Annotated in this window: 20 protein-coding genes; 6 read left to right on the top strand and 14 right to left on the bottom strand. The window is 39.7% G+C overall.

Features of this window, described 5'->3' with window-relative positions; translation table 11 throughout:
* Positions 1-1,138: 1,138 nt before the first annotated feature.
* Genes IQ31_RS19610 through spt form a run of 5 tightly spaced genes read right to left on the bottom strand, consistent with a single transcriptional unit; the run spans position 1,139 to position 5,560 of the window.
* Complete coding sequence (locus tag IQ31_RS19610; protein WP_075994197.1) at positions 1,139-1,534, bottom strand: GtrA family protein; 396 nt, start codon at positions 1,532-1,534, stop codon at positions 1,139-1,141.
* Positions 1,535-1,536: 2 nt separating this feature from the next.
* Positions 1,537-2,229 (bottom strand): CDP-alcohol phosphatidyltransferase family protein, encoded by a 693-nt coding sequence (locus IQ31_RS19605; RefSeq protein WP_075994198.1) that lies wholly within the window; start codon positions 2,227-2,229, stop codon positions 1,537-1,539.
* A gap of 9 nt (positions 2,230-2,238) precedes the next feature.
* Complete coding sequence (locus IQ31_RS19600) at positions 2,239-3,231, bottom strand: NAD-dependent epimerase/dehydratase family protein (protein WP_145329443.1); 993 nt, start codon at positions 3,229-3,231, stop codon at positions 2,239-2,241.
* Complete coding sequence (locus tag IQ31_RS19595; RefSeq protein WP_088162962.1) at positions 3,228-4,349, bottom strand: hypothetical protein; 1,122 nt, start codon at positions 4,347-4,349, stop codon at positions 3,228-3,230. The genes IQ31_RS19600 and IQ31_RS19595 overlap by 4 nt, the downstream gene beginning before the upstream one ends.
* Before the next feature lie 11 nt (positions 4,350-4,360).
* Positions 4,361-5,560, bottom strand: a complete 1,200-nt coding sequence (gene spt / locus IQ31_RS19590; RefSeq protein WP_046672730.1) for a serine palmitoyltransferase — start codon at positions 5,558-5,560, stop codon at positions 4,361-4,363.
* Between the two features lie 411 nt (positions 5,561-5,971).
* On the opposite strand from spt, the gene smpB reads away from it, so the two are divergent.
* Positions 5,972-6,427, top strand: coding sequence for an SsrA-binding protein SmpB (gene smpB / locus IQ31_RS19585; RefSeq protein WP_075994200.1), 456 nt, complete (start codon positions 5,972-5,974; stop codon positions 6,425-6,427).
* Position 6,428: 1 nt separating this feature from the next.
* On the opposite strand, the gene IQ31_RS19580 is transcribed toward smpB, so the two are convergent.
* Positions 6,429-7,331, bottom strand: a complete 903-nt coding sequence (locus tag IQ31_RS19580; protein ID WP_145329440.1) for an AraC family transcriptional regulator — start codon at positions 7,329-7,331, stop codon at positions 6,429-6,431.
* A gap of 174 nt (positions 7,332-7,505) precedes the next feature.
* Here IQ31_RS19580 and IQ31_RS19575 point away from each other — a divergent pair, with 174 nt between their 5' ends.
* Both IQ31_RS19575 and IQ31_RS19570 read left to right on the top strand, forming a co-directional pair.
* Positions 7,506-9,008 carry an aldehyde dehydrogenase family protein gene (locus IQ31_RS19575; RefSeq protein WP_088162964.1) on the top strand — a complete coding sequence of 501 codons (1,503 nt, stop codon included), beginning with the start codon at positions 7,506-7,508 and terminating at the stop codon, positions 9,006-9,008.
* A gap of 120 nt (positions 9,009-9,128) precedes the next feature.
* On the top strand, positions 9,129-9,503 hold the full coding sequence (locus IQ31_RS19570) for a DUF779 domain-containing protein (protein ID WP_088162965.1): 375 nt from the start codon (positions 9,129-9,131) through the stop codon (positions 9,501-9,503).
* Positions 9,504-9,663: 160 nt separating this feature from the next.
* On the opposite strand, the gene IQ31_RS19565 is transcribed toward IQ31_RS19570, so the two are convergent.
* The 5 genes from IQ31_RS19565 to IQ31_RS19545 form a co-directional block, all read right to left on the bottom strand.
* On the bottom strand, positions 9,664-10,065 hold the full coding sequence (locus IQ31_RS19565; protein ID WP_088162966.1) for an acyl-CoA thioesterase: 402 nt from the start codon (positions 10,063-10,065) through the stop codon (positions 9,664-9,666).
* A 68-nt stretch (positions 10,066-10,133) separates the two neighbouring features.
* A complete protein-coding gene (locus IQ31_RS19560; RefSeq protein WP_145329437.1) occupies positions 10,134-11,957 on the bottom strand; it encodes a MutS-related protein in 1,824 nt (607 codons plus the stop codon).
* A 105-nt stretch (positions 11,958-12,062) separates the two neighbouring features.
* Positions 12,063-12,719: a protein-L-isoaspartate(D-aspartate) O-methyltransferase gene (locus IQ31_RS19555; protein WP_075994205.1), complete on the bottom strand. Its 657-nt coding sequence runs from the start codon at positions 12,717-12,719 to the stop codon at positions 12,063-12,065.
* Positions 12,720-12,952: 233 nt separating this feature from the next.
* Positions 12,953-15,436: a replication restart helicase PriA gene (gene priA / locus IQ31_RS19550; RefSeq protein ID WP_145329435.1), complete on the bottom strand. Its 2,484-nt coding sequence runs from the start codon at positions 15,434-15,436 to the stop codon at positions 12,953-12,955.
* 241 nt (positions 15,437-15,677) lie between these two features.
* A complete protein-coding gene (locus tag IQ31_RS19545; protein ID WP_046672738.1) occupies positions 15,678-16,067 on the bottom strand; it encodes a DUF423 domain-containing protein in 390 nt (129 codons plus the stop codon).
* A gap of 412 nt (positions 16,068-16,479) precedes the next feature.
* Here IQ31_RS19545 and IQ31_RS19540 point away from each other — a divergent pair, with 412 nt between their 5' ends.
* The 3 genes from IQ31_RS19540 (at position 16,480) to IQ31_RS19530 (ending at position 21,294) form a co-directional block, all read left to right on the top strand.
* Entirely contained in the window at positions 16,480-19,119 is a 2,640-nt protein-coding gene (locus IQ31_RS19540) for a hypothetical protein (RefSeq protein WP_145329432.1), read from the top strand.
* 118 nt (positions 19,120-19,237) lie between these two features.
* Entirely contained in the window at positions 19,238-20,248 is a 1,011-nt protein-coding gene (locus IQ31_RS19535) for a DHH family phosphoesterase (RefSeq protein WP_145329429.1), read from the top strand.
* A gap of 23 nt (positions 20,249-20,271) precedes the next feature.
* Positions 20,272-21,294: an FKBP-type peptidyl-prolyl cis-trans isomerase gene (locus IQ31_RS19530; RefSeq protein ID WP_070561229.1), complete on the top strand. Its 1,023-nt coding sequence runs from the start codon at positions 20,272-20,274 to the stop codon at positions 21,292-21,294.
* A gap of 79 nt (positions 21,295-21,373) precedes the next feature.
* Here the strand turns inward: IQ31_RS19530 and IQ31_RS19525 are convergent, their stop codons facing one another.
* From IQ31_RS19525 to IQ31_RS19515, 3 genes are read right to left on the bottom strand one after another with little or no spacing between them, the layout of a single operon-like run.
* Positions 21,374-22,546 carry an ABC transporter permease gene (locus IQ31_RS19525; protein ID WP_145329426.1) on the bottom strand — a complete coding sequence of 391 codons (1,173 nt, stop codon included), beginning with the start codon at positions 22,544-22,546 and terminating at the stop codon, positions 21,374-21,376.
* 11 nt (positions 22,547-22,557) lie between these two features.
* Positions 22,558-23,514: an HlyD family secretion protein gene (locus tag IQ31_RS19520; protein ID WP_145329423.1), complete on the bottom strand. Its 957-nt coding sequence runs from the start codon at positions 23,512-23,514 to the stop codon at positions 22,558-22,560.
* Position 23,515: 1 nt separating this feature from the next.
* Positions 23,516-24,910 carry a TolC family protein gene (locus IQ31_RS19515; protein ID WP_227550146.1) on the bottom strand — a complete coding sequence of 465 codons (1,395 nt, stop codon included), beginning with the start codon at positions 24,908-24,910 and terminating at the stop codon, positions 23,516-23,518.
* Positions 24,911-25,257: the final 347 nt, after the last annotated feature.

Raw genomic sequence — 25,257 nt, 5'->3', positions numbered from 1 at the left:
GATTGTGTTTTCTTAAAGAACTTTTGCCGCTTCAACTTCCGTATCCGCTATATTCCGATGGCATTGCGCCGTCTTTACCTTTTTTGTTTTTCCCTTCGTTTCCGTTGGGACTGCAAAGGTAGAAATCTTTTCTGAACTTCCAAAAACTTTTTGAAGTTTTTTTTCTTTTCCCTTTTTTCGATTTCCGCGTTTAAAATAAACTGAGCGGGATTTTAAATCCTGCCAGGCTTCTCTTAAACCCTTCTTTTTTCATGGCTCCTTCTCTCGAAGTAACCGTCCCTCCCTTGCGGAGTGGTGCAAAGATAGGGAGTTTACTAACAAACTTCCAAGCCTTTTGTTCTTATTATTTTCATTTCACCCTTAACTGCCTGTAACGGTGCGAGATTCTTTTTGTAAAACAGGTGACCGGAAGGCTGGGATGGCTGATCCGGCTGCCAGATTGGGCCAGATAGCGGCATCGGGCAACGAAAACATCCTGAATTGCACCTGCCAGATCTACTGTCCCACCGACGCAGCATAGCAAAGGGAGATTGGAAAACGCAAACATAGCCGAACAGAGAACAACAGAGATCCGCAACGTTTAATACCATCGATATAATAGAAATAGGATGTAATGGGGAACCGCAACCGCAACGGAACAGCGGATGGCATGGCGACCTTAAGACTTCCCCGGGATTCTTTTTAGAATTTAAGCAAGGCTCCAGATCCTGTCATTTTGGTCCAGGGATTACTTATTGTAAACTTTGATCAACTTTTATTTTAGTATAGGGTTTAGTTAGGGTTAGTTTAGGTATAGCTTAGGTTATAGCTAAACTAACCCTAACTTAAAGCTAACTAAATACCAGTTAAAATCTAGCTTAAAGAGGAACTAAATAAAAGCGAATAAATATAATCAACAAATAAGATAGTGACACGCTTCACCTCGGATTTGCCCCAGAGAAACAGAAAAAAAACAGCGATTTGAAGGAATATAACAGAGATAAGAGGCTAAAAAGCCCTTTTAGTCTAGAACAAGAGCTAAATTAACATCCTACAAAACCGAAACTTGGTAAGAAAAGAGTAAGAGAGATCAAAAGAATCGGAAAACAGAAAAGAAACTGAAACCAGCTAAAGCTGATTCGCAAAAAGAAGGAAATTACTATTTCTCCTCCGCTTTAAAAACCCAAAAACGTTGAAGTGTATAGTTGAAGCCCAAAGAAACGAGCAGCTCAACGACTAGTTTCGAGAACAAAAAGTTTAAATGATAAACATCCACCAGAAAATGAATTCCTGTAGACTTCAATGTAATACTACCACAGACTACAATCACAAATTTCCATAGCTGACTCCCAACGGACTTTTGCGTACTACCAAAGGACCAGTATCGATTGATCAAAAAATTAACAACAGCACCAAGGCTACCACTAATAGCATTAGAAAAAGGAGCACTGATATGAAGTAGCTTATAACAAGCAGAGTATACTCCAAAATCAAACAATCCGCCTAAAAAGGCGGAAAGTTGAGCTTTTAAAAAAGTAATAACTTTTGAAGACATCGTTAAATAGCCTCCTCCTGCTGTTTTTTCAATTTATCCTCTTTATCTTTTTCATCGCCTAATTTAAGAAGTAGACGTGTATCATTTGTATTAATTATAAAAAGTGCAATACAGATTACCAGTACACACCAATTAATAGATCCAGGCATTAAAACTTCGAAGAGCATAACCAATGAAATAATCACCCGAATTTCAGTAGGCCCCAAAATTCCGGCGTCTATCGTATATTTATCTGTAATTCTATACCTGAGCTGAGAAATGATCATTGCCCAGCCATATAATGCGACCAATGTAAATCCCAGATACTTAAAGTCACCCACGGTATACAGCACATATCCCAATCCGATAAAAACCGTACTGATCCAATCCATTACAATATCCAGCGCGAAACCGTACCAGCGACGGGATTTATTGCGGTAGAATGCGATACGCCCATCTAATGAATCACCAAACCATTGTACAAAGAAACCAGGGATTCCTAAAAGTAAATAGCGAATATCAACATATTCAGCCAGTATAAAACTCCCCAATATCATTAAGGAACCTAAAAATCCAATTGCCGTAAGTCCATCCGAAGTAATCCAATTGGGGATTCGAGGAACGAGGTACGAAATAAGTTTTTGTTCGGGTTCACTTAAGATATTTGTTCTCTTTCTATCCTGAAAAAGTTTTTTATTTATTTTTAACTCACTCATTATCTGCGATTATAGCCATTTATTTTCCTTATACCAAGCCAATGCCTCCATTAAGCCTTTCTTCAAATCATATTTAGGTTGGTATTGTAGCTGACGTTGAGCCGCCGAGATATCACAGCCCCAGTTTTCAGCTGTAAGTTCATTCAGCCGTTCCGGATATAGTACAGGTATTGCTTTAGAATTTTTATACAAACGTTCAAAAATAACCGCGATAGTCTTCACTACACCCAAAGGAATATGCATACGAATCATTTTCTTTTGACTAAACTCTTTGAAAAACCTAGCCAACTCATAACGCCCATATACCTGTCCATCACTAAGGTTATACACCTGCTTTCCACCTTGGTCAAAACGACAGGCATGAATAATCGCCTGCACCAGGTCGGCAACATAAATAAAGCTAAGCTTTTGAGGAGAGCGACCAACATAAGCATCCAGGCCTCCATTCATTGTTTTAAAAACAATAAAAATATCCTTTTCACGAGGGCCGTATACTGCAGTAGGGCGCAAAATCGTTAGTGGCTGATCTTTAAAATCATTCAACGCGAGCTCCGCTTTCCGCTTACTACGACCATATGCCGTAACAGGACGATAAGGGCTGCTTTCATCAATAAGTTGAGCATCATAGTCAACAGGACCGATCGCCGCAAGACTACTAACGAAAACAAATCTTTTGATGGGAGTTTTTAAAGAAAAACAAGCCGATGCCAAGTTTTTTGTATAACCAACATTGACCTTTTCGAGATCTTCTTCATGTTTGGCACGAGTCATTGCCGCAGCATGAACAACATAGGTATAGTTTTCCGCTTCCAGTAATTCTCGGATAGACTCTTCATCAGAGAAATCCGGATAAACAAATTTATCTACAACAGAGCGAATTTCTGAAACATCACTTGACTTCCTCACCGCGGCATGAACTTCCATCCCCGCGTCTTTCGCTGCTCTTGTCAAATGATAGCCTACAAAACCACTCGCTCCGGTGATTAATACTTTTTCTATCATAATGATTTTTGATACAAACGATAACGTTTGTACAATTCTCCATTCATTTGCTCAATAGCGTGGTTCATCATGTAATTATGCTCCAACATCCATGAACATTCGGCCCCCTTAATATTAGAATCTTTTGATTCTTTTATAATTCGGCCATACAAACATGCTTCAATACCAAGTTTACGGTAGTCTTCCAATACCCCTAACATGAGTACACGAAGCAAGTTGATTTTTTTCTTTCCAAATAACAATTTAAAAATACCCGTAGGAAGTAGACGTCCGCGCTTCACTTTGATAAGGATCTGATTGATATCTGGAATCCCTAGACCAAAGCCAACAAGCTCACCATCCTTCTCTGCAACGATAGCAAAACGAGGATCGAGAATCATTTTTAAATCTTTGGCCGTATAATTAAATTCGTCCTCTGTCATCGGAACAAAACCCGAATTTTTATCCCATGCTCTATTATAAATGTCACGAACTTTTGCTGCCTCGTTTTTAAAATCCTTCACATTGAATTGACGCAATGTAATGCCAGATCTTTTCAAACGCTCTTCCAGCCTATCCAAAAGCATGACTGAACGCTTATCCGCAGATTTTTCCATAACCAAGTAAGCTCTCAAATCCACTTTATGTCCATAACCCGAATTGGTAATCAAGTCGATGTAATACGGTGAATTGTAGGGCATCATGGCTACTGGAGGCTTATCAAAACCGTCAACCAATAAACCAACGGTATCATTGGTTGATAAATTGATCGGCCCAACGATCGTATCCCCTCCTTTAGCTTTAACCCATTTCTCTGCAGTCTCAAATAACGCGTTTGCGACTTCTTGATCATCTATACAATCGAAAAAACCCCACTGCCCTTCATTCACATGATTGAAAGCATTATGGTTATTGTTCCAGATGGCACATATACGACCGACAATCTTATCGTTACGATAAGCTAGAAAAGGTTGTGCTTGGGAATGTTTATAAAAGGGATGCTTGTCAGGGGAAAGCAAATCGTTTTGTTCAAGAAATAAGGCAGGTACATAATTAGGATTTCCCTCATAGAGACTATGAGGGAAATCTATAAACAGCCGTCTTTGTTTCTTTGTTTCAACGGGTATAATCTGAATCATACGATTAGATTTTATATTAATGTTTCAACTTCAGCTTGTTTGAATACTTTAACCATCTTCTCAATAGCCTCGTCGATTTGGTCATAAGTATGTGTCGCCATCAATGAAAAACGGATCAAAGACTCTTCCGCAGGAACTGCCGGAGAAACAACTGGATTAACGAATACACCATCATCTTGGAGCATTTTAGTTACCCAGAACGTTTTTTCATTACTACGAATAAAGATTGGTAGAATAGGACTTTCCGTAGCACCTAAATCAAACCCATGATCCAGTAATTGTGCTTTGGCATAATCTGTATTTTTCCATAATTTTTCAATATGCTCGGGCTCATTTTGAATAATTTCCAAAGCTTTCAATGTTGAAGCCACCGAAGCGGGAGTCATTGAAGCACTGAACATCACAGAGCGCGCATTATGTTTTAAGAAATCAATCACATCTGCATCACCTGCGACAAATCCACCTAAAGATGCTAACGATTTACTAAATGTACCCATAATCAAGTCTACATCATCATTAAGCCCAAAATGAGAAGCTGTACCAGCTCCTTTGTGCCCAATAACACCTAAACTGTGTGCATCGTCGACCATTACTGCAGCATCAAACTCATTGGCAATCGACGTAAGTTCAGGCAAATTAACAATATCACCCTCCATACTAAAGATACCATCCGTACAAATTAACTTGGCACTATCCTCAGGTAGGCGTGATAACTTAGCACGTAAGTCCTCCATATTGTTATGACCGTATTTGATTACTTTGGAAAAAGACAAACGGCTACCATCAATAATTGACGCGTGGTCACGTTCATCCAACAAAATATAATCATTACGTCCCATTAGACATGACAAAGGGCCTAGATTTGATTGGAATCCTGTACTAAAAAGAATCGCGGCTTCTTTACCTACATAAGCAGATAATTTTTCTTCCAGTTCCACGTGAATATCCAACGTACCGTTTAAGAAACGAGATCCAGCACATCCAGTACCATACTTTTCCAAAGCATCTTGCGCTGCCTTTATAATACGTGTATCAGTCGTTAACCCTAAATAAGAGTTAGAACCAAACATCAATACACGTCTACCATCGATTTTTACTTCGGTATCTTGTTTTGATTGAATAGGTCTAAAATAGGCATATAAGCCCTTAGCTTTCAACTCCTCAACAATCTTAAATTGCGATATTTTTTCGCCTAACTTTCCTTTACTCATGCGATAAAAAGGTATTTCTAAAACTATTTCTAACTTTTAGATGTTATTGTAACAAACAAAATTATCGAATTGGACTTTTATATAAAAAACTCGGTCTCCGACTAAAAATCTGCTAATATGCACAATGCAAGTTGAAATTCTACGTTGTATATATTCACAATAATTCCAAAAAACGTTGCAAACATACGAAAACATAATCTGACTTTCGCTTAAATTTAGTCATATTTTTAACACATCGCCCAAAACCGTTAATTTTATTTTAATACTCCGCTAACATCTGCCCACACAATTCTACTTTAAAATAAGACAATTTTAATAATTATATTTGCGAACTTTAAATTATCCTATAATTAGTTACATTTAGGTTCATTGCAATAGCAATGGTATAGACTTACTAATATACAACAATATATGGCTTTATCTTCAGATATCAATATAAAAAATAAAAAAGCTTCTTTTGAATACCACTTACTGGACAAGTACATTGCAGGAATTCGATTATTGGGTACAGAAATAAAATCCATACGCGAAGGAAAGGCAAATATTAACGATAGTTTCTGTAGTTTTTTTGAGGACGGATTATATATCCGAAACATGCACATCGCTGAATACTCCATGGGATCTTTTTATAACCATGAAGCAAAACGCGACCGTCAACTACTATTGACAAAAAGAGAATTAAAAAAGCTAAAAGAGAAGGGGGAAGAACGTGGTTTTACCATTGTACCCCTACGCATCTTTATCAGTTCCCGGGGGTTTGCCAAAGTTGAAATTGCCTTGGCACAGGGTAAAAAAGATTTTGACAAACGAGAAAACATCAAAGAAAGAGATGTTAAACGAGAGCTTGATCGCGTGATGAAATTCTAGATTAACGCGCCAGGACAAATGCGCCTGGCGTCATTCCTACCCTGCTTTTAAAAAGCCTGACAAAGTAGTTGACATCATTAAATCCAGCCCCATAGCAAGACTCCTTTACATTCCGGGTGAGTAAAAGCATTTTTTTTGCCTTCTCGATACGCTGTTGGATCACATACTCCATCGGACTAAGTCCAAGTTCACGGTTAAACATCCGCGTAAGACTCGCTTTGCTCATGTGGGCAGTCCGCTCCAATAAACCAATTGAAATTTTCTCGGTAATATGTTTCTGAATAAATTCCTGCACATGTAACAGCACCTTGTTGGGCGACTTCCCAATTTTTAATGCAATCAGCGACTGTGACTGAAGTAGCCGAATCGTAAGCTCTTTAAAAGTCAAATCTGCAAGTACATCTTTCAACGGATTTTCGCTAATAATAATTTGAAACAACTTGTTCACCAGGTCGGCGAGCTCAGTCGAATTGTACAGATGAAAAAAATCCGGATCAATCCGCCACTGACTAAATTGTTCTTTCGGATAAAACTCATTTAGATAGTCCAAGACTGCTGCTATCTTCTCTTTATGAATTGTTAAAGCGGTACATTGCGTGGGCTGGTCGAGGCTCGCTTCCGGAAAGTCAATATGCATAGCCACCGATGCAGGCAACACCATCATCTGACCGGGCAGATAGTCAAAAGCCTTTACATTCTCCAAATGCATGATCTTTTTACCTTGGATCATGTTAATCATAACCAAATCCTCAAAACATAAAGGCACATGCTGCGATACCCGATATGTTTCGTAGATATTAAGCTCCAAGCTATCTAACGTAAATGCGCGTCGGTTCTCCACTAATGTGCTAAGCTCCCCAGCCCGCGAAAATGGCAATGTATGAATCAGCGTCCTATCTCCCATAGTGCAACAATTAAATATAATTGGCAGTCAATCAAATATAATAAAAAAAATAAATTGTAGCCGAAATTCATCTGCCACAATTGTGCTATGTTTTGGATCAATTCTGCTACGCTATTGAATAATTGCTGGCTAACTTTGATAAGAAGGGATTAAAAATAATTAATAATAAACCATATGAGCGCAATCAAAAGACCATCGTTCAAAGAACGATATGACAACTACATTGGTGGTAAATTTGTCGCACCAATTCAAGGAAAATACTTCGATAATATCTCGCCGGTAGACGGAAAAGTGTTTACTCAAGTTGCCCATTCAACAAAAGAAGATCTGGATCTCGCTGTCAACACTGCAGCCAAAGCTTTTGAAACCTGGGGAAAAACCTCCGCTACAGAACGAAGTATTATCCTCAATAAAATTGCTGACCGCATTGAAGCTAATTTAGCATATATCGCAGCCGTTGAAACAATAGACAACGGAAAAGCTGTACGTGAAACACTCAATGCGGATATCCCATTAGCCATCGACCATTTCCGGTATTTTGCCGGTGTAATCCGTGCTGAAGAGGGGTCCATAAGCGAACTGGACAGCAATACCGTGTCGCTGATTGTACACGAACCAATCGGTGTTGTTGCACAGATTATTCCATGGAATTTCCCGATTCTGATGGCCGTATGGAAACTAGCTCCGGCCCTTGCTGCAGGGAACACTGTCGTATTAAAGCCCGCCGAAAGTACACCAGCATCTATTCTTGTTCTTATGGAAATCATCGGTGATTTGATTCCTGCCGGAGTGGTCAATATCGTCAACGGTTTCGGCGCAGAACTTGGTCGTTCCTTGGTCACCAATCCTAAGGTCTCCAAAGCAGCATTCACAGGCTCCACAGCAACAGGACGTTTGGTCATGCAATATGCGACTGAAAATATCATCCCGGTAACCCTAGAATTGGGGGGAAAATCGCCCAATATTTTCTTCAGTTCGGTAATGGATGCAGATGATGCATTTTTGGACAAAGCAGTTGAAGGGGCGGTATTATTCGCGCTCAACCAGGGCGAAATTTGCACCTGCCCCTCTCGTCTACTGATCCAGGAGGATATTTATGAAAAATTCATTGCTAAAGTGATCGATCGGGTTAATCAGATCAAAGTCGGGGATCCATTAGACCCAACAACAATGATGGGTGCTCAGGCATCGAAGATTCAAAAAGATAAGATCATGTCCTATATTAAACTTGGCAAAGAAGAAGGAGCCGAAGTATTGACTGGCGGAGATGAAAACAATGTTGGTGCTGGTTTTGAAGAAGGCTACTACATCAAACCCACCCTATTCAAAGGTGATAATAGCATGCGCATTTTCCAGGAAGAAATCTTCGGCCCCGTGCTTGCAGTGACCACGTTCAAAGACGAACAAGAAGCAATTGCCATCGCCAACGATACCATGTATGGTCTCGGAGCAGGTGTATGGACCCGAGATGCACATCAGCTTTATCAGGTTCCACGTGCCATACAAGCTGGACGTGTATGGGTAAATCAGTACCACTCCTACCCAGCTGGCGCTCCATTTGGCGGATACAAACAATCAGGAATTGGACGGGAAAACCATAAAATGATGCTTGCCCATTACAGACAAGCCAAGAATATGTTGATTTCCTACAGCAAAGAAAAACTTGGCTTCTTTTAACTGAAGCATACCGGGTATACTTTTCGAACAGCTTGATACCCGAGTCTAGGGGGAGCAAATGCTGCCCCTTCCGCTGAATTTCATATGAACCAACGCTAAAACACATAAACTGATTTCACCATGATTAATAGATTAGACATCACTGAAAAAGCAAGGGAGCTCATCCATGAACTTGAAGCAAAGCATGGTAAATTAATGTTTTATCAAGCCGGAGGCTGTTGCGAGGGTACGCAGCCACAGTGTTTTGAGGAAGGAGGGTATTTTCCGAGGACGAATGATGCCATGATCGGATTAGCTGAAGGATATGAATTTTGGGTGGATCGTGATCTCTTTGAATATTGGAAACATGCGCATTTCACCCTCGATGTACTGGATGGGTTTGGTCCCGGAGGATTCTCATTGGAAACGCCACTGGGTAAAACTTTCAAAGTTCATTATCGCCTATTTACAACCGAAGAGCTTAATGACCTCGGCCCAATCAAACGAAACGAATAAAAAAAGCATAAAACACCATAGAATCACAACGTTGTAGAGATGACCTATAAAATTCTGGATCACTCTCTCAAAGAAAAAAGGGGCGCAGATGCGTCCCTTTTTCGATGTTATAATTTTAAAAAATTCTCTCCTGAGTTTCCGCATTCGGAATGCTAAAATTTTATTCAATATCCAAGCCTTCAAGGACTGGAATTGGCTGTTTGTTTTCATCTAGGGCAACAAATGTAAAAACACCCTCAATGGCCAGTTCTCTTCCCTCCTTGTACATATGTTCCAAAAATATCTCGACCTTCACCTTCAAGCTGGTCCGGCCTACATTCTGAACCCTTGCGATAGCTTCAATAATACTTCCGGAAGGAATTGCCCTATTGAAGTCTATACGATCTGTCGATACAGTCACCAACGTTTTGCGGCAAAATCGTGTTGCAGCCATAAACGATACTTCGTCCATAATGGACATCGCCTTGCCGCCGAATAAGGTATCGTGATGATTCGTCAAAAACGGAAACACGGTCGTGCAGACGTGTGTTTCTGATAAATCAATACGTTCTTGTAAAGTCATTTATTTTTTTATTAAGTGGATTTAAGAGGAGACAAATGTAAACCAATCTAGCTCCAGTTCCGTCATTTTTATTCCATATTTTCGTCGATATCCACTCCTATACCTTTCAATAAAAGCGAAGCATTGAATATTTTACATTCTCCTATCTTCAGCTTATAATCAAACAGCATCTGACCCTCGTCGACACGAATGTCAAAATGATAATTTTTGATATCTCCCGGAAATTCCTCTTGTAAACTGGACAGCTGTAAGTCATGTGTAGCCACCATACCTTTACCATCCAATCGAACCAGTTTCTTTATAATTGCACGGGAGCCCAGATATTTGTCGACAGAATTTGTCCCACGAAGCATCTCATCGATTAGAAAAAAACTATCGCTATGTGCTGAAACTGTATCCAATATAAATTTCATCCGATTCAATTCAGCTTTAAAGGTCGACGTACTTTCATTCAAATTATCCTTGATTCGCATATAGGATATCAGTTTATAAATCGGGAGCTGAAAAGAAGCTGCAGCAACCGCAGCTCCGGCATATGCCAAAATTGCATTAATACCTACTGTCCGCAGAAACGTACTCTTTCCAGCCATATTTGAACCTGTCACCAAAGCAACTCGATGGTCTATACTACTGTAATCATTGGCTACAACCTGATTGCTTGGAATCAATGGATGATATACCCCTTGCGCATCAATCTTATTTTCCAGTGGGTTATCCAAAATTACTGGATAAATGTACGACGAATGGTTTCTCATCCAAATAGCAAGGCTAGTTACAGCCTCAACCTTAGCTAAGGTATCAAATGAATTTAGAATCTCGTGTTCGTATTTATTCTTCCAGTCAACAATAGCCAATACTTGTCTAAAATCCCAAAGCAGAAACAAGTTTAGAAATATCCCGACAAAGACATTATTCCGGGCGTCCAAATTATTAATAAGACCAGCGAGTTTCTTAAAGGCAAGGGAAATGGATTCTGTACCCTGGTTTTGTTTAAGCTCTCCCGCAATCTCCCGCATAGCAATAGACTTCCATGCGTGGTCTTCAATAGATTGAATCGCCTCTGCGTATGAGCCCAGCACGCCACCTATCTTGTCTATTCGAGAGGAGAATATACTAACACTTCCAGCTTTGGCTAATGCCCAAAGAATATGAAATAGCCCTATCAATGTTGCCACCCCAGCCAATTTTGGCACGAAAAAACTGCCGACTAAAGCGACCAAAAATAAAACAGGCCCTACTTTGAGATAGACTCGCATGAAGGCATTTCCGAACTGAAAATTTCGGTCTTGAAAGTAATTTGTCAAAAATGCTTTGATATCCAATTTATGGTTCAGATTGGCCAAAAGCTTTGCCTGAAAATCCCATATCCATTCCGATTCATTTTCAAGTTCCTGGGAAGCTTCTTGATTGCGTTGAATTTGATGGCTTTGGAGAGGTGCATCAAGCCAAGAAGCCAAAAGATCAATTCCCTGTTTGGTCGTTGCCCGATTTATCTGTGCAAATAAGGAGTATGTTCCAAAGACATCCATATCGGAGCTATAAGGATGAGCTCCGTTTTCGAAATGCTGGCCATGATCATACATATTTAATTTTCCGTCCGCCAGGGCCTGTTCATTTGCCAAAACTTTCAGATAGGCTTCAAAATAGTTCTTCTGAAGCTCTAGCTGGCTCTGCTTCCGCACGAGATAGGCGAATAGGAACAATAATGCAAAAAAACAGAAAAAAACCAGCGGAAGGCTTTCCAGTTGAAAGGTATAAAATAATAATGCTCCGCCACCGAGTATCACAAATAGCCGCGACAAGCTGAGCGTGTTGACTTGTTTATTTAATTTGAGGACAGTTGAAGCGATTTCGCGATGCTTCTGGTCATATAGTATTGCAGTTGGAGTCATAAGGTGAATATTTATTCTTTCACGTTCATTTCAATTTAATCATGGATGTTTTGGTGTCGCTTAAAGACCTTGAGGGAAGTCGTTTAAGCTGGTTGAATGGATATCCTACCAGGCTTGATCACCCACCAAAGGCACAAAACGAAAAGTATCCAATTCGATACGGTCAAAATCATTTTCACCGACGCGAATGATCGTCATCATCTTTTGCGATTTTTCGTCTCCTACAGGGATTACAAAAATTCCGCCCATTTTCAGCTGCTTTAACATAACCTCTGGCACGAATGGCGCACCCGCAGTTACAATAATCTTGTCATAAGGAGCGTGCTCTTCAATTCCCTTGGAGCCATCGCCCAAAAAGAAATTCGGTTTATAGCCCATGTACGGCAACACTTGAATGGTTCGTTGATATAGGTTTTCCTGACGTTCGATGGTATATACGTCTGCGCCAAGTTCCAATAAGATACAGGTTTGGTATCCCGATCCCGTACCAATTTCCAGTACTTTATCTCCTTTTTTGACGTGGAGCAGTTCGGATTGATAGGCGACGGTATACGGCTGTGAAATTGTTTGCCCGTCACCTATTGGAAAAGCAATGTCCCGATAGGCCTGATTCCAGAATGTTTCATCAAAAAAATAGTGACGTGGTACCTTGCCAATGGCATCTAATACTTTCTGGTCCGCAATCCCCCGGCTTTTAAGATGTTCAACCAATTTCTTACGAGCACCTTTCTCTCGATAATTATCAATAAACTTGTACGCCATGATGTTTCAAATTTACCTTTTAAAAGGCACATTAAGCAGAATTAATCACAAATAATTCAATACCAATACAGTACACATTTTCAAGTCAATTTGCTTTATTTTCCAAATCACCTGTCCTTATGCCCAATCTACGCTGACCTCTTGAATTTGGGACCGAACAAAACGATAAGCGCATGTGGTTTAACTTTACCTAAAACGCAAGTCTTTAAAAGCTATATGGGTAATAATTGTCGCTAATATGGATCTACATCGACCTGAACGCGTACACCAGCATTGGTTTTATCTATTTCAAAATCCAGGAGAACCGAGCGGATCAATTCCTTGACCTTCGCAATACTAATATTTGTGCGTTCAATCTTTAAGGTAATGGTCTGGATAAAATTATTCCGCACGCGTGAAACTAAAGGCGGTTCCGGACCCAATACCCTTGCACCCAATTGTTGACGCAGCGCCGAGGCAAAACGATTGGCCGAATCATAGCATTTCTGAAAATCCGTATGTTTAATATCAATCCGAATAAGCCGGTAGAAAGGAGGATAAAGATAGTTTTTTCGTTCTGTAATTTCCGTCATAAACATCCCTTCATAATCGTTATTGACCACCTGTTCTAACACCCGATGATTCGTGGTGTAGCTCTGAATGATCACTTTTCCGCCTGCTTCACGCCGACCTGCACGTCCTGCTACCTGGGAAAATAACGAAAAAGATCGTTCATACGAACGGAAATCCGGAAAGTTAATGATCGTATCTGCATTGACAACACCGATGAGGCTTACTCTTCCGAAATCGAGCCCCTTAGCAACCATTTGCGTCCCAATAAGAACATCAAATTCATGCTCATCAAAAGCCGTGATAATTTTATCGAAACCGTATTTACCTTTTGTGGAATCCAGATCCAACCGACCGATGCGAATTTCGGGCATCAGGATTTCAAGTTCTTCCTCTACCCTTTCTGTACCGAATCCTTTACTTTCGATATGCGGCATTCCACAGGCCGGACAAACACGAAGTGGAGGCTCCACATGACCACAATAATGGCAATGCATCATATTAGAGCTCTTGTGATAGGTTAAGCTGACATCACAATTGACACATTTTGCAACGAATCCACAGGTATTACATTGGATCATTGTCGTGTGCCCACGTCTATTTTGAAATAATATAACCTGCTCTTTATTTTTTACGGCTTCTTCAATTGCTTTTAACAAGGTGCCAGAAAAATAGGAAAACATATTTTCTTTTCTTCCCTCTTCGGGAATATTCACCAACTCAATACTTGGCAATTGTGCGTTGCCATAACGCTCAAGCAGTTGCACAAAACCATACTTCTTAGCCTTGGCATTGTAATAACTTTCCAAAGAAGGCGTCGCTGATCCCAATAGCACTTTGGTCTGATGTAGAAACCCGAGGTAAATAGCCGTATCTCGGGCATGGTAACGTGGAGCTGGATCAAACTGTTTATAGGAGCTTTCGTGCTCTTCATCAACGATGATAATCCCTAAATCCTGAAAGGGCAGAAAAACTGAAGAACGGGCCCCAATCACGACCTGAAATTCATTTTTCATTACTTTATGCCATACCTCGGCACGTTCATTATCATTAAACTTGGAGTGGTACACCCCCAATTTATCGCCGAAATGCAGCTTTAAGCGCGCCGTAATCTGTGCTGTCAGCGCTATCTCAGGCAGTAGATAAAGGGCTGATTTTCCCGCTGCGATTGCTTGTTCGATAAGCCGTATATAAATCTGTGTTTTTCCCGAAGCAGTAACACCATGTAACAGGGTAACTTCCTTCTCTTCAAACGACTCTTGTATTTCGGCATAGGCCCTTTGCTGATTTTCATTAAATTGAAAATTGGCATCCAGTTCGATATCTTCCCCCTGGAACCGGGATACAACCTTTTCCTTTATTTCAAAAACACCTTTGTCAATCAAAGCCGTAATAGCACCGTTACCACAGCCCGAGGCCTCAGCCAACATGGGCCGCGTGATTTCCTCGGTTTTTTTGACCAGCTGCATAAATGCCAATACCGCATCTTGTTGTTTTGGCGCACGGTTTAAGCTATCCAACAATTCTCTTTTTGCATCTTCATTTCTAAAGTCGGGAGCAAAACGTAAAAATGCTTTGGTCTTGGGTTTATATCTTTCTGTAATCTCTTCAGAAATCAGAACAATTCCTTTGTCAAATAATTGCTTCAATATGGGGAAGACTGTTTTTTGTCCCAACAATTTCACAATATCATTGACTTTAAGTTCTCCCGCAACCTCCAAAGCCTCTATAATCAGATACTCTTTATCTGAAAGTGTAGAACGGTCAAAATCTGCCGCAATCGATGAAACGACTTTGGTCTCACTGGCCAGCTTCAATGCCGAAGGCAGCGCAGCTTGCATGACTTCGCCTAAACTACACATGTAATAATCGGCTAGCCAATCCCAAAGTTTAAACTGAGCCAAATTGACAATGGGTTTGTCATCAATGATGTCCAAAATATACTTTGCCTCATAATGCTTTGGTGCTTCCTGACTAATTGACTTCACAACCGCAGAATAGATCTTATTCTTTCCAAATTGCACAATGACACGTACACCGACCTGCACACGATCATTCCAGTCAATCGGAATACGATAAGTATATGTTCTTGCCAATGCTAGTGGTAGGACCACATCAACAAACAGCGTATCTCTTTCACTAAAAATCGTAGATTGTGGATTGGACATAAATTCAAATTATGGTATAAAAGTACAAAAAAACCTTCAGGAAAAGAGGTCAAACGACCCCGGCGATACCTAAAACCGACAACAATCATGCGGGCTCAAAGCGATATCGGCGTGAAAAAACCAAGAGATCATAGGTCAGTCAATTGCAACCTAAAAAAGCCTTCCTGAAATCTATTCAAGAAGGCTCCGTTATAATTAGATACGAATATGATTTCGTATGAACATAGGCAATTAAATAGGATTACGATTTATTTTTTAGTGCAGCAATAAATAATGCAACCCAGCCAACGATTAACGATAATCCTCCCAAAGGGGTGATAGGTCCTAAAATAGACGGATTTCCAAAGCCGGTTATTTCGCGCACGCTTAAGACATATAACGATCCCGAGAAAAAAAGTATACCAATGAGGAAAGCTATAAATGACACTTTAATGGAGTACGTCTTTGCTCTCGAAAAAGTGGATAAAAATAACAGGGCGAAGGTATGATAGAAATGATACTGATTTGCAGTTTTCCAAGTTTCAATATGATATGTACTTACCTTTCCTTCTAGACCATGAGCACCAAAGGCGCCTAATATTACAGCTAATGCTCCCAACAACGAAGCGGCTAAAATGATTTTCTTATTCATTATGTTAAAGTGAATGCTGAAAATGAGTTTCTAGCGATAAATGTATTAAAAACAGAGCAAAATAAGGAATTTTTTGTTAAATTTATATTACAAAGGCGCATTATAGGAACGATTTTCTATCTCTTCCCATATATTTTTATTAGGTTTGTTTTACGTATGAATCATCATGAGCATCGTGCAGCTCACCGAAATCTTGAACGAGGTGCAAGATTTGTATATCCTTGATAAACATCTGCCGCATGATGGCTTCATCACCATTAAAAAAACAAGTTTAGTGTACTTATTCTGCTGACAAGAAAATGAGTACTTCATAAATAGTTGTTCTGCTAAAACTGGATTTTTAATCGCATCGACCAGCGTGGTACTGACGATTTATTCGAGTTCTTATCAGGCATTGAAAAAAATAAAAAGGATGAAAAAAACAATCATCATCACTGTTATATTATTCATCGCGGTCATCGCGGCCACGATCTATCTTTTTGGAGACTTCAATAAAAACAATAAACAAGATTCTAAAGCTTTACAATATCTTCCTGAAAGTACATTAGCTATTGCCTCCTTTGCCAATGATCAGACTGTAGATACGATCTTCAATGACTATGAGCTCTTTAAAGCCATTATAGGTCAACGCAATTTCGGCAACCTGGAGCGTCTTAAAGACGAATTATTACGTAATGAACAGTTTGCACCTCTTGTAGCGGGGCAGCAAATATTACTCTCTTTTCACCAGGAAAAAGATCAGATTACGCCATTATATAGCGTTCAGGTTGGTCAAAGCATTGATAATAACTCGCTGGCAACATTACTTGGAAACGTCGGTAAAAACTACAAAATACAACCTTTTGACACCTTAGGCCAACGATTTTATGGGCTTAATCAAGGCACTAAGGATAGTACACTTTATTGTGCCTATTCTCACGAAATCATTTTCGCTAGCTATTCCAAACAGGTACTCTCCCAGATTTTTGATAAACAGGTTAAGAAAATAAGTACCAAACAAATCGAGTTCTTTGTAAACCATAACAATAAAAACACGCCACTTAGTCTCTATTTTTTCAATGAACAATTGGCGCAAATTGCTCGAATATTGATGAAATCCAAATTTGGCACTTATCTCAACTTAATCGATTCGCTGAAGGGCCAAACGTCCTGGAATATGAATTTCAAAAAGGATGCTTTTATTTTTAAGGGTGAAACAGATCTCTCGGCGAGCAAAAATAGTTACCTACAATTATTTGCCACGCAGACGGCTCAAGTGCAAGCTCTAGGGAATTATCTGCCTAAAAATGCTGCATCTTATATAGACTTTAGTATTTCAGATCCCCATAGTTTTCGCAGTGGACTGAAAGCCTTGTTGGTACAGCAAAAAGAAGATGCTCGATTGGCTAAAAGTATAAAGAACTTTGAAGAAGACAGCAAAGTATCATTTGACAGTATCATCGCGCCAATTTTCAACGATGAATTTGCGCTTGCGGAATTAGATAATCAGGATGCAATAGGTTTGATCAGTATTTCGGATTCAACGCTATTTGCTGATAATCTCAAGAAATTCAGTTCGTCTGTAGGTGATTCAATCTATCAATTTAAATATTCGAATCTCTTACATGCGCTATTTGGAGAACCTTTCAAAAGCTTTACCCGCCCCTATTTTACCATTGTAGATAACATTATGGTGGTCGCTACACGGACGGGTATCTTGAGAGATTATCGGGAATCTTTCCGGGAAAAGCAATTTCTTTCCGGAACGGCTATTTTCAAAAATCATGCAGCATTGCAGAATAGCCGCAGCAATGTGACTTTCTATTTAGAACCTAAAGCTGGTAAAAGCAATATTCTAGATAACTTAAAAGCTGACTTTGCAAAGAACTTTAAAGATGAGGATGAATATGGCTTTCAAAATTTCTACTCCTGGTCTTACCAGTTGAGTGGCAATCAGGGCACATTTTCGTCCAGTTTATATGCCCTCTTTAAGAGTGATACGAGATTAGGCGGCAAACCAGAATGGACAGTCCAGCTGGAGAACCGAATGATCAATAAACCTTGGATTTTCGATCAAGATGGGAAGAACAAGTTTATCCTGATTCAAGAACAAGATCACACGGTACATGCATTTTCGCCGGATGGAAAAGAACTCTGGCAAAACCTCTTCCAAGGTGAAATTTTGGGCGAGCCAATTCAGTTACAGGATCTCAGTATTGTCGCCGTCACAAAAAACCGCTTATATCGCTTTATGCCCGATGGTAAAAACAGAACTGGCTTCTCCGTTGAACTTCCATACTCGGCAACTTACGGAGCTGCAATCGCCACCTTCAATAAAGAACAACGTATTTACATTCCGGCAACAGACCGCATTCTTGCGTATACCCTGGATGGCAAAAAAGTGGAGGGCTTTGAAAATAATAGCGTGGATGGTCGAATTTTATTCGATCTAAAAACAACCAGCCTGGGACAGACAAATTATATTATTGCCGGCACAAGCACTGCTTCCGTGTATTTCTTTGATCAAAATGGTAAGATCATCCGTAAAAAAACAATGGATACCGATGGGGAAAGTGTTAAAAATCCAATTGGTTTAGTTGCGGCGTCGGATGAAAAGAACTCCTTCATTTACTTGGCAAACAATAAAGGCAGCGTATTCAAAATTCCTTTCGAAGGCGAAACCAAAAAAATAAAACTAGGTGATTGGGGTAAAGATGCGTTCTTTAATTTTGAAGATATTAGCGGTGGTGCTGACAGAGATTTTGTTATTCTAGCCAACAACAAACTGAATGCCTACAGTTCAAGAGACTCGTCTTCCTACTTTGAATATAAATTCATCGAAGAGGCCAGTAACAGACCGTTGTTTTTTAAACGAATAGGTAAATCTGATATCATAGGTGTTGGAACCGACAACCGCATGATTTATGTTTTCGGATCTGATGGCTTGGTCCAGGAGGGATTCCCTGTAGAAGGTTTTTCAAAGTTCTATTATGGACCGATTAACTATGGCGACAATGCCAATTATTTAATCTGCATGAAGCGGGATTTCAAGATCTATGTTTATAAGTTTTAAAAACCTGAAAATCAATTTTTTAAAATCAACACCAAACGCTATAAGATGCTAAAAGATCTTTATAAAAAATTTGTCTAATCTAATTTTTTTATAGTAGGTTTGCAGACTTAATATGACTATGCTGAAATCGGAAGAATTAAAAGAATTATTAGCTGAACCAAAACGTATTGTAATTACAACGCACTACAAACCAGATGGGGACGCATTGGGTTCATCTTTAGGATTATATTTTTGGTTGACCACGAAAGGACACCACGTAAATCTCATTGTACCGTCAGACTTTCCTGCCTTTTTGGATTGGTTACCTGGCTTAGAAAATGTACAAATTTATACGCAGGATATTGACCTGCACAATCAACAGATTGACGCAGCTGAATTAATTTTCTGCTTAGATTTTAATGGCCTTGCCCGGATTCACGAAATGGGTGAACCTATTCGTCAAGCGAAAGGAATTAAATGCATGATTGATCACCATTTAGATCCGGAAGGGTTTGAAGACTACGCATTTTGGGATCCATCTGCTGCAGCGACGGCACAATTGATCTATCGGTTCTTAGTCCATGAGATGCAAGATCCAGATCATATCAGTGCTGACATGGCGACATGCCTATATACCGGTATTATGACCGATACGGGCTCTTTCCGCTTCCGTTCTACCACTGCTGAAATTCACCGCATCATTGCATCACTCATTGATTGCGGCGCACAAAACTGGGCTATCCACGAAGAGATTTACAATAGCTCGTCAGAAAGCCGCCTGAAATTCTTAGGGTTCTGTCTATTGAATCGTCTAGAGGTTATCCATGAATATAACACCGCCATTATCCATGTAACCAAAGCGGATCTCACTCAGTTTGAAGTGATCACCGGTGATACCGAAGGATTAGTCAATTATGCCCTTTCTATAAAAGGAATTCGATTGGCTGCTTTAATTATTGACAGAAATGAACAAATTAAACTATCTTTGCGTTCGATTGGAGAAGTTCCTTGCAATGAGATCTGTAAATTGTATTTCAATGGAGGGGGGCATCTCAACGCTTCAGGAGGTAATTCGAAAGAAAGCCTCGAAGCAGTGATTGCAAAATTCAAATCGGTTTTACCAAATTATAAAGAAATATTAACAAAATAAGATATCGTAACATACATTAGAAAATGAAGAAAGCAATTCTATTTTTCGCGGCTGCCGGTCTTTTGATGACGTCATGCCAAAAATTCAAAAAGGCTGAAGGTGGTCTTGAGTATAAAATCGTAGATGATAATGCTAAAGAAAAAGCAGTATCAGGCGATTTATTAGCACTTGACATGGTTGTGAAAACGGACAGAGATTCTACAATGCAAAGTACGTATGACATGGGAGTCCCTCAAATCGTTCAATTATATCCAGATAGTATCATCGCAAAAAATCCAGGTGACCCTACTGGTTTATTCAAATATGTAGGTGAAGGTGATAGCTTAGTATTCAAAATCAATTTGGATTCTATGGCTGCTAAAACACATCAACCAAAACCAGAGTTTGCAGATAAATTCATTGTTTATTCGATCAAAGTCAAAAAACACTTCAAAAAAGGAAAGTTAACAGACCAACAATTGGGTGAACAAGTTCAAAAATATTTTGAAGAAGAATTGAACAAACACAAGGCAGCTGAACCAGCTAAACTTGAAAAATACATCAAGGATAAAAGCTTGAAAACAACTAAAACAGCTTCAGGTCTTCAATATGTAATTACTAAACCTGGAACAGGTACAAATGCGAAAGTAGGTGATTCTATTCACGTGAACTATGTAGGATCATTAACTACAGGAAAAGTATTTGATACAAACCTTCCAGATGTAGCTAAAAAAGAGAAAATTTTCAACCCTCAACGTCCTTATGAAGCATTAAAATTCCAATTAGGTGTTGATGGTGTAATCCCTGGATGGACTGAAGCATTTCAATTGTTTAACAAAGGTACAAAAGCAACTTTAGTCATTCCTTCATCTTTGGCTTATGGCGATCGCCCTTCAGGTGTTATCCCTCCATATGCTCCTTTAGTATTTGAAGTAGAAGTATTGGATATCAAACCTGGAAAAGTTCCTGCTCCTACAGCAACAACTCCAGGCATGGTAGCGCCTACTGGAACTACGGCTCCAGCGGCAACAGCTCCTGCAACTAAAGCTCCTGCAGCAAAAAAATAATTCGACTGTAAATTTCAGTTAACAAAAAAGCGGTTTCATCTCGATGAAACCGCTTTTTTATTGTTCGTATTTTTATTCACTATACGCTAATCTTCTTATCTTCTTTTTTGATCTTCCGTATTTTCAGCCATAGTATTATTACCGCCAATATAAAACTGATGATCATGATGATGGTCAATGCGATCAGCGCCTTATCGGTATGGTAATTTTCAGCATGCTGAATAAACATTAACCTAAAAATTCGTAGATAATGCGTCGATGGAATTACATTTGCAATTGCCTGCACCCAGCCTGGCATTAGACTCGAAGGCCAGGTAAAGCCACTCAAGATAAATGCTGGCGTCGCAATTACCATAAGTACTTCTGTCGATTTCAACTGTGAAGGCAGTAGAATACTGACGAGTACACCTATAAAACATACGGCTAGCAAAAAGACGAAAGTACACAGCACAAAGCGACCAAATTCGGCTTGTAAAGGCATACGGTAATATTGGCCAAAACCCCAATACAAAACCAGAATACCGACAGACATCAAAACATATGGTAATATCTTAACAAGAATAAGTCCGATAGGATTACCTATTTTACGTACAAGTTCCGGAAATGTATTGCCTTCAAATTCTGAGGAAAAAGACAAAGCCAAGCCTAAGAGCAAGACCTGCTGCAGCACAGTAATTAGCACTCCCGGTAGCATAAAATACAGGTAATTTCCACTTCGAATATTCTGCTTAACAAAAGTTGTCTTAAATGGTTCGTACTGCTGTGCAGCGATCTTTGCGGGAACACCACGTTTCATTTGTGCCTGAATCTGTATGCCTGCTTTCAACGTCGAGGCACACACATTGACAGCCATCATGGCAGTATTTGAGGTCAATGTATTGGCACCATCTACAAAAACAGTCATTTCGGGCAAACGCCCCTGTTGTACTCCGGATGCAAAACCCTTGGGAATATGTACAATCGTTGTTGCCTCATATTGCATCGCAATATCTTTTGAATCAAATAAGGACGGTAATACACGGGCAACTTCAATACTCTCATTATCCGAAAGCATATCAATAAATGAACTGCTTAAGGGGCTATTATCCTCATCAACTACAATGATCGGCATCTGAGTTACCTTACCTTGTTGATAAACATGCCCCACCAAGACACCATACAATACAGGTGCACCCAGAAAAAGCATCAATAGCACTTTATTATTGAAGAAGAGCTTAAACTCCCGTTGGATCAATTCTAAAAATTTTTTCACAGTCAAGCTCTTTAATTCGCATGGAGAACCACAAGCGTTTTTGTTAACAAATCTTTGCTACCGGCAACATCTTCAGGAACAATTTTCAATTCAAACACAGCCTGTTGCGGATCGAAATCAGGATAAGCTGAGGCAATGCTTGCGTACGAATTTAAGGCTTTGATACTAATCACCTTTGCTTTAACCTTTTTGTGATTCAAATAAGGAATTTCAACCTCAACAGCCTCTCCTTTTTGAAGTTTTCCCATTTTATTTTCGGGCAATGTAAATCTAAAATAGGTCGATCGATCAAGGAAACCATTGATAATCGGATAACCTGCCATCGCCAATTCACCGACTTTCAGATTAATCGTTTCCACACTCATGTCCTGTGGAGCAATGACATATTTCTCCTGTGCAGCAACATTGACTTCAGATACCGCTCCCAGTGCACGTTCCTTTTGCCCCAAAGCCATAATCTGCTGTTCTTGTCTAGCCCCACCCTTTGCTTCAGCTAATTCAGCCTGTGCTGCAAGATACTGATTTTTAGCCCCCTGAAATTTAGCGTAGGTCTCGTCGTACTTTTGCTGCGGAATCAGGCTATCCTGCAAAAGGGCATCCAGCCTACCTATTGATTTTTTCGCAAATTCATATTGTTCCTTAAGTCCATCTACCTTCGCCTGCAATTGCACGAGTTGACCTTTCGTAGCACCTTTGACTGTCATGTTATATTGTGCATCAGCAGACTGCAGCGCTCCCTTTGCCTGCTCTTCTTTCGCATCTACCTCGGGAATACTCAAAATAGCCAAGGTATCACCCGCATGCACAAAGTCACCCTCTTCAACCAGAAGCTTCGCAATTTTCCCCGGAACCTTTGTCACAACCGTCACTTGCTCTCGCTCCACCTTGCCTTCAATAGGCTTCTCTTTCACTTGATTTGTACAAGAAACAAAAATAGACAGAGATAATATCCCATATAAATTCTTCATGTTACTCATGTATAGTTTGTAATAATTTTCCTGATGTATGTAGTAATTCAACTGCAGCTGTACGTTGCTGCAAAACATTGTTAAAATAACCCAAATTAACTTTGTACCAATCGTTTTCAGCAGCCAATAACTCCGTAACATCTATTAAGCCAGCTTGATATTGTTTAACAGCCATAGAAAGATTATTTTCGGCAACTTTCAACTGCTGTTCCCCCACTTTCAACTTTTGATTGCCAGTCGTGTAGGTAACGGTATTTTTGCTGAGTAATAAATTTAATTTTTCCTGTGTATCTTCCCTTTTGGTCGTATTGATATTTTGATCGAGTTTAACTTGCTTTATCTTATTGTGATGTTCCCCGCCAGTATAGAGATCCCATTTAACCCCTACGCCAACCATTAGATTGGGACTCCCCTTGATAGAATTAAGCGGTAAGTTGACCGTACCAAATAGCGGTTGGTCTTTCACCGTGAGTTTGGAGTTGAATACATTCAGATAGTTTGCGGATCCAAAGGCAAAGACAGCAGGAAGAGCTCCCCCCTTTTCTTTTTTATACAGGTACTCATACGCTTTTGAGGAAGCATCTAGTGCTTTCAATTCGGATCTTTGTTCGACATCACGTGGAAGATCCGACAAAAATATAGGTTTAAGTCCATAATGAATTCCACCGACCTCCTGAAAAGATACCCCTGTTTCTTGTTCGATCTTTTGACACAACAAATCCCGATTGCCAGAAACCTCTACCTTTTTCTCTTCCAGCTCCAGCAAGGCCAATTTCAATTTATCTCTATCATAAGGTATTGCAAGGCCATTTTGAATCGCTTTATTCACCTTTTCCTGTTCTTTCTTTAATCGCTTTTCAGAATCGACAATCAATTTATCCACCTCATCCAACAACATCAGCTGATCAAAAGAAGCAATAATATCCTTTGAAAGTGTTTCTCGACCGGCCGATTCTAAATATTGTTGAGCTACAGCTTTCTCCTGCAATGCTTTTATTCCATTCGGAATCTGTAATCCCGAAAAGATAATCTGCTTTACAGACACCCCCGCATAGGCCGCTTGCCCATGCATACTAAATCCTGTTGCTCCTTCAAACAAGCCGAGGTTCAATAAAGGGATATTAACCGTAGGAATATCAATACTCCCATTGCTATGTACATAACCATATAGCCCGAGTGCCGAGACATGCGGCAGCCGGTTTGCTTTTACTCCATCGGCTTCCAGACGTGCTTTATCGACTTCGTAAGCCTTCAATTTCAATTCTTTATTTGTCTGAAAGGCTTTTTGAATAATATCTTTTACCGAAGGGTCAATCAATGATTGCGCATGTAGTTTGTTTAAAAACATAACCGACGCCAAAGTCAATAAACCCAGGCATAACCTCTTATTCATCATATGATTCATTTATTCTTATAAAAATAGGACAACAACCGCCTCTTTTATCTGTTTAACAGTAAATCGTACGGTATGTTTGACTTCTGACTCTTTTTAATTAAACGTATCTTTTCAACGGCCAATAACAATCTTTGCTAATGTCTCCATGACATGAAGGACTGACCTCCACCTGTTAGCTTTTCCAAGATACAAAAAAAGGAATTCGTTTCTGTAGAAGGAATCCTGTATTAATTTTCATTTTTGCTAATTAATAAGTTATCTTTGGAGAGCGAATTGAAATTTTGGTAATTAAGTCTACCACTTTATTCGATAATAATAAAAACAAGTTTTTACCCTAACCCGCTGCT

This window comes from Sphingobacterium siyangense, assembly GCF_007830445.1.
Lineage (GTDB): Bacteria > Bacteroidota > Bacteroidia > Sphingobacteriales > Sphingobacteriaceae > Sphingobacterium > Sphingobacterium siyangense.
The sequence above is the reverse complement of the archived record's forward strand: the minus strand, read 5'-3'. Positions and strand labels throughout refer to the sequence as shown.

Coding starts and splice junctions, on each gene's coding strand:
- IQ31_RS19555 (WP_075994205.1), bottom strand. CDS start 12,719: ATGGCGTACAAGTTTATTGATAATTATCGAGAGAAAGGTGCTCGTAAG.
- IQ31_RS19610 (WP_075994197.1), bottom strand. CDS start 1,534: ATGTCTTCAAAAGTTATTACTTTTTTAAAAGCTCAACTTTCCGCCTTT.
- IQ31_RS19560 (WP_145329437.1), bottom strand. CDS start 11,957: ATGACTCCAACTGCAATACTATATGACCAGAAGCATCGCGAAATCGCT.
- IQ31_RS19600 (WP_145329443.1), bottom strand. CDS start 3,231: ATGATAGAAAAAGTATTAATCACCGGAGCGAGTGGTTTTGTAGGCTAT.
- smpB (WP_075994200.1), top strand. CDS start 5,972: ATGGCTTTATCTTCAGATATCAATATAAAAAATAAAAAAGCTTCTTTT.
- IQ31_RS19545 (WP_046672738.1), bottom strand. CDS start 16,067: ATGAATAAGAAAATCATTTTAGCCGCTTCGTTGTTGGGAGCATTAGCT.
- IQ31_RS19605 (WP_075994198.1), bottom strand. CDS start 2,229: ATGAGTGAGTTAAAAATAAATAAAAAACTTTTTCAGGATAGAAAGAGA.
- IQ31_RS19580 (WP_145329440.1), bottom strand. CDS start 7,331: ATGGGAGATAGGACGCTGATTCATACATTGCCATTTTCGCGGGCTGGG.
- IQ31_RS19565 (WP_088162966.1), bottom strand. CDS start 10,065: ATGACTTTACAAGAACGTATTGATTTATCAGAAACACACGTCTGCACG.
- IQ31_RS19515 (WP_227550146.1), bottom strand. CDS start 24,910: ATGATGAATAAGAGGTTATGCCTGGGTTTATTGACTTTGGCGTCGGTT.
- IQ31_RS19535 (WP_145329429.1), top strand. CDS start 19,238: ATGCTGAAATCGGAAGAATTAAAAGAATTATTAGCTGAACCAAAACGT.
- priA (WP_145329435.1), bottom strand. CDS start 15,436: ATGTCCAATCCACAATCTACGATTTTTAGTGAAAGAGATACGCTGTTT.
- IQ31_RS19570 (WP_088162965.1), top strand. CDS start 9,129: ATGATTAATAGATTAGACATCACTGAAAAAGCAAGGGAGCTCATCCAT.
- IQ31_RS19520 (WP_145329423.1), bottom strand. CDS start 23,514: ATGAAGAATTTATATGGGATATTATCTCTGTCTATTTTTGTTTCTTGT.
- spt (WP_046672730.1), bottom strand. CDS start 5,560: ATGAGTAAAGGAAAGTTAGGCGAAAAAATATCGCAATTTAAGATTGTT.
- IQ31_RS19595 (WP_088162962.1), bottom strand. CDS start 4,349: ATGATTCAGATTATACCCGTTGAAACAAAGAAACAAAGACGGCTGTTT.
- IQ31_RS19540 (WP_145329432.1), top strand. CDS start 16,480: ATGAAAAAAACAATCATCATCACTGTTATATTATTCATCGCGGTCATC.
- IQ31_RS19575 (WP_088162964.1), top strand. CDS start 7,506: ATGAGCGCAATCAAAAGACCATCGTTCAAAGAACGATATGACAACTAC.
- IQ31_RS19530 (WP_070561229.1), top strand. CDS start 20,272: ATGAAGAAAGCAATTCTATTTTTCGCGGCTGCCGGTCTTTTGATGACG.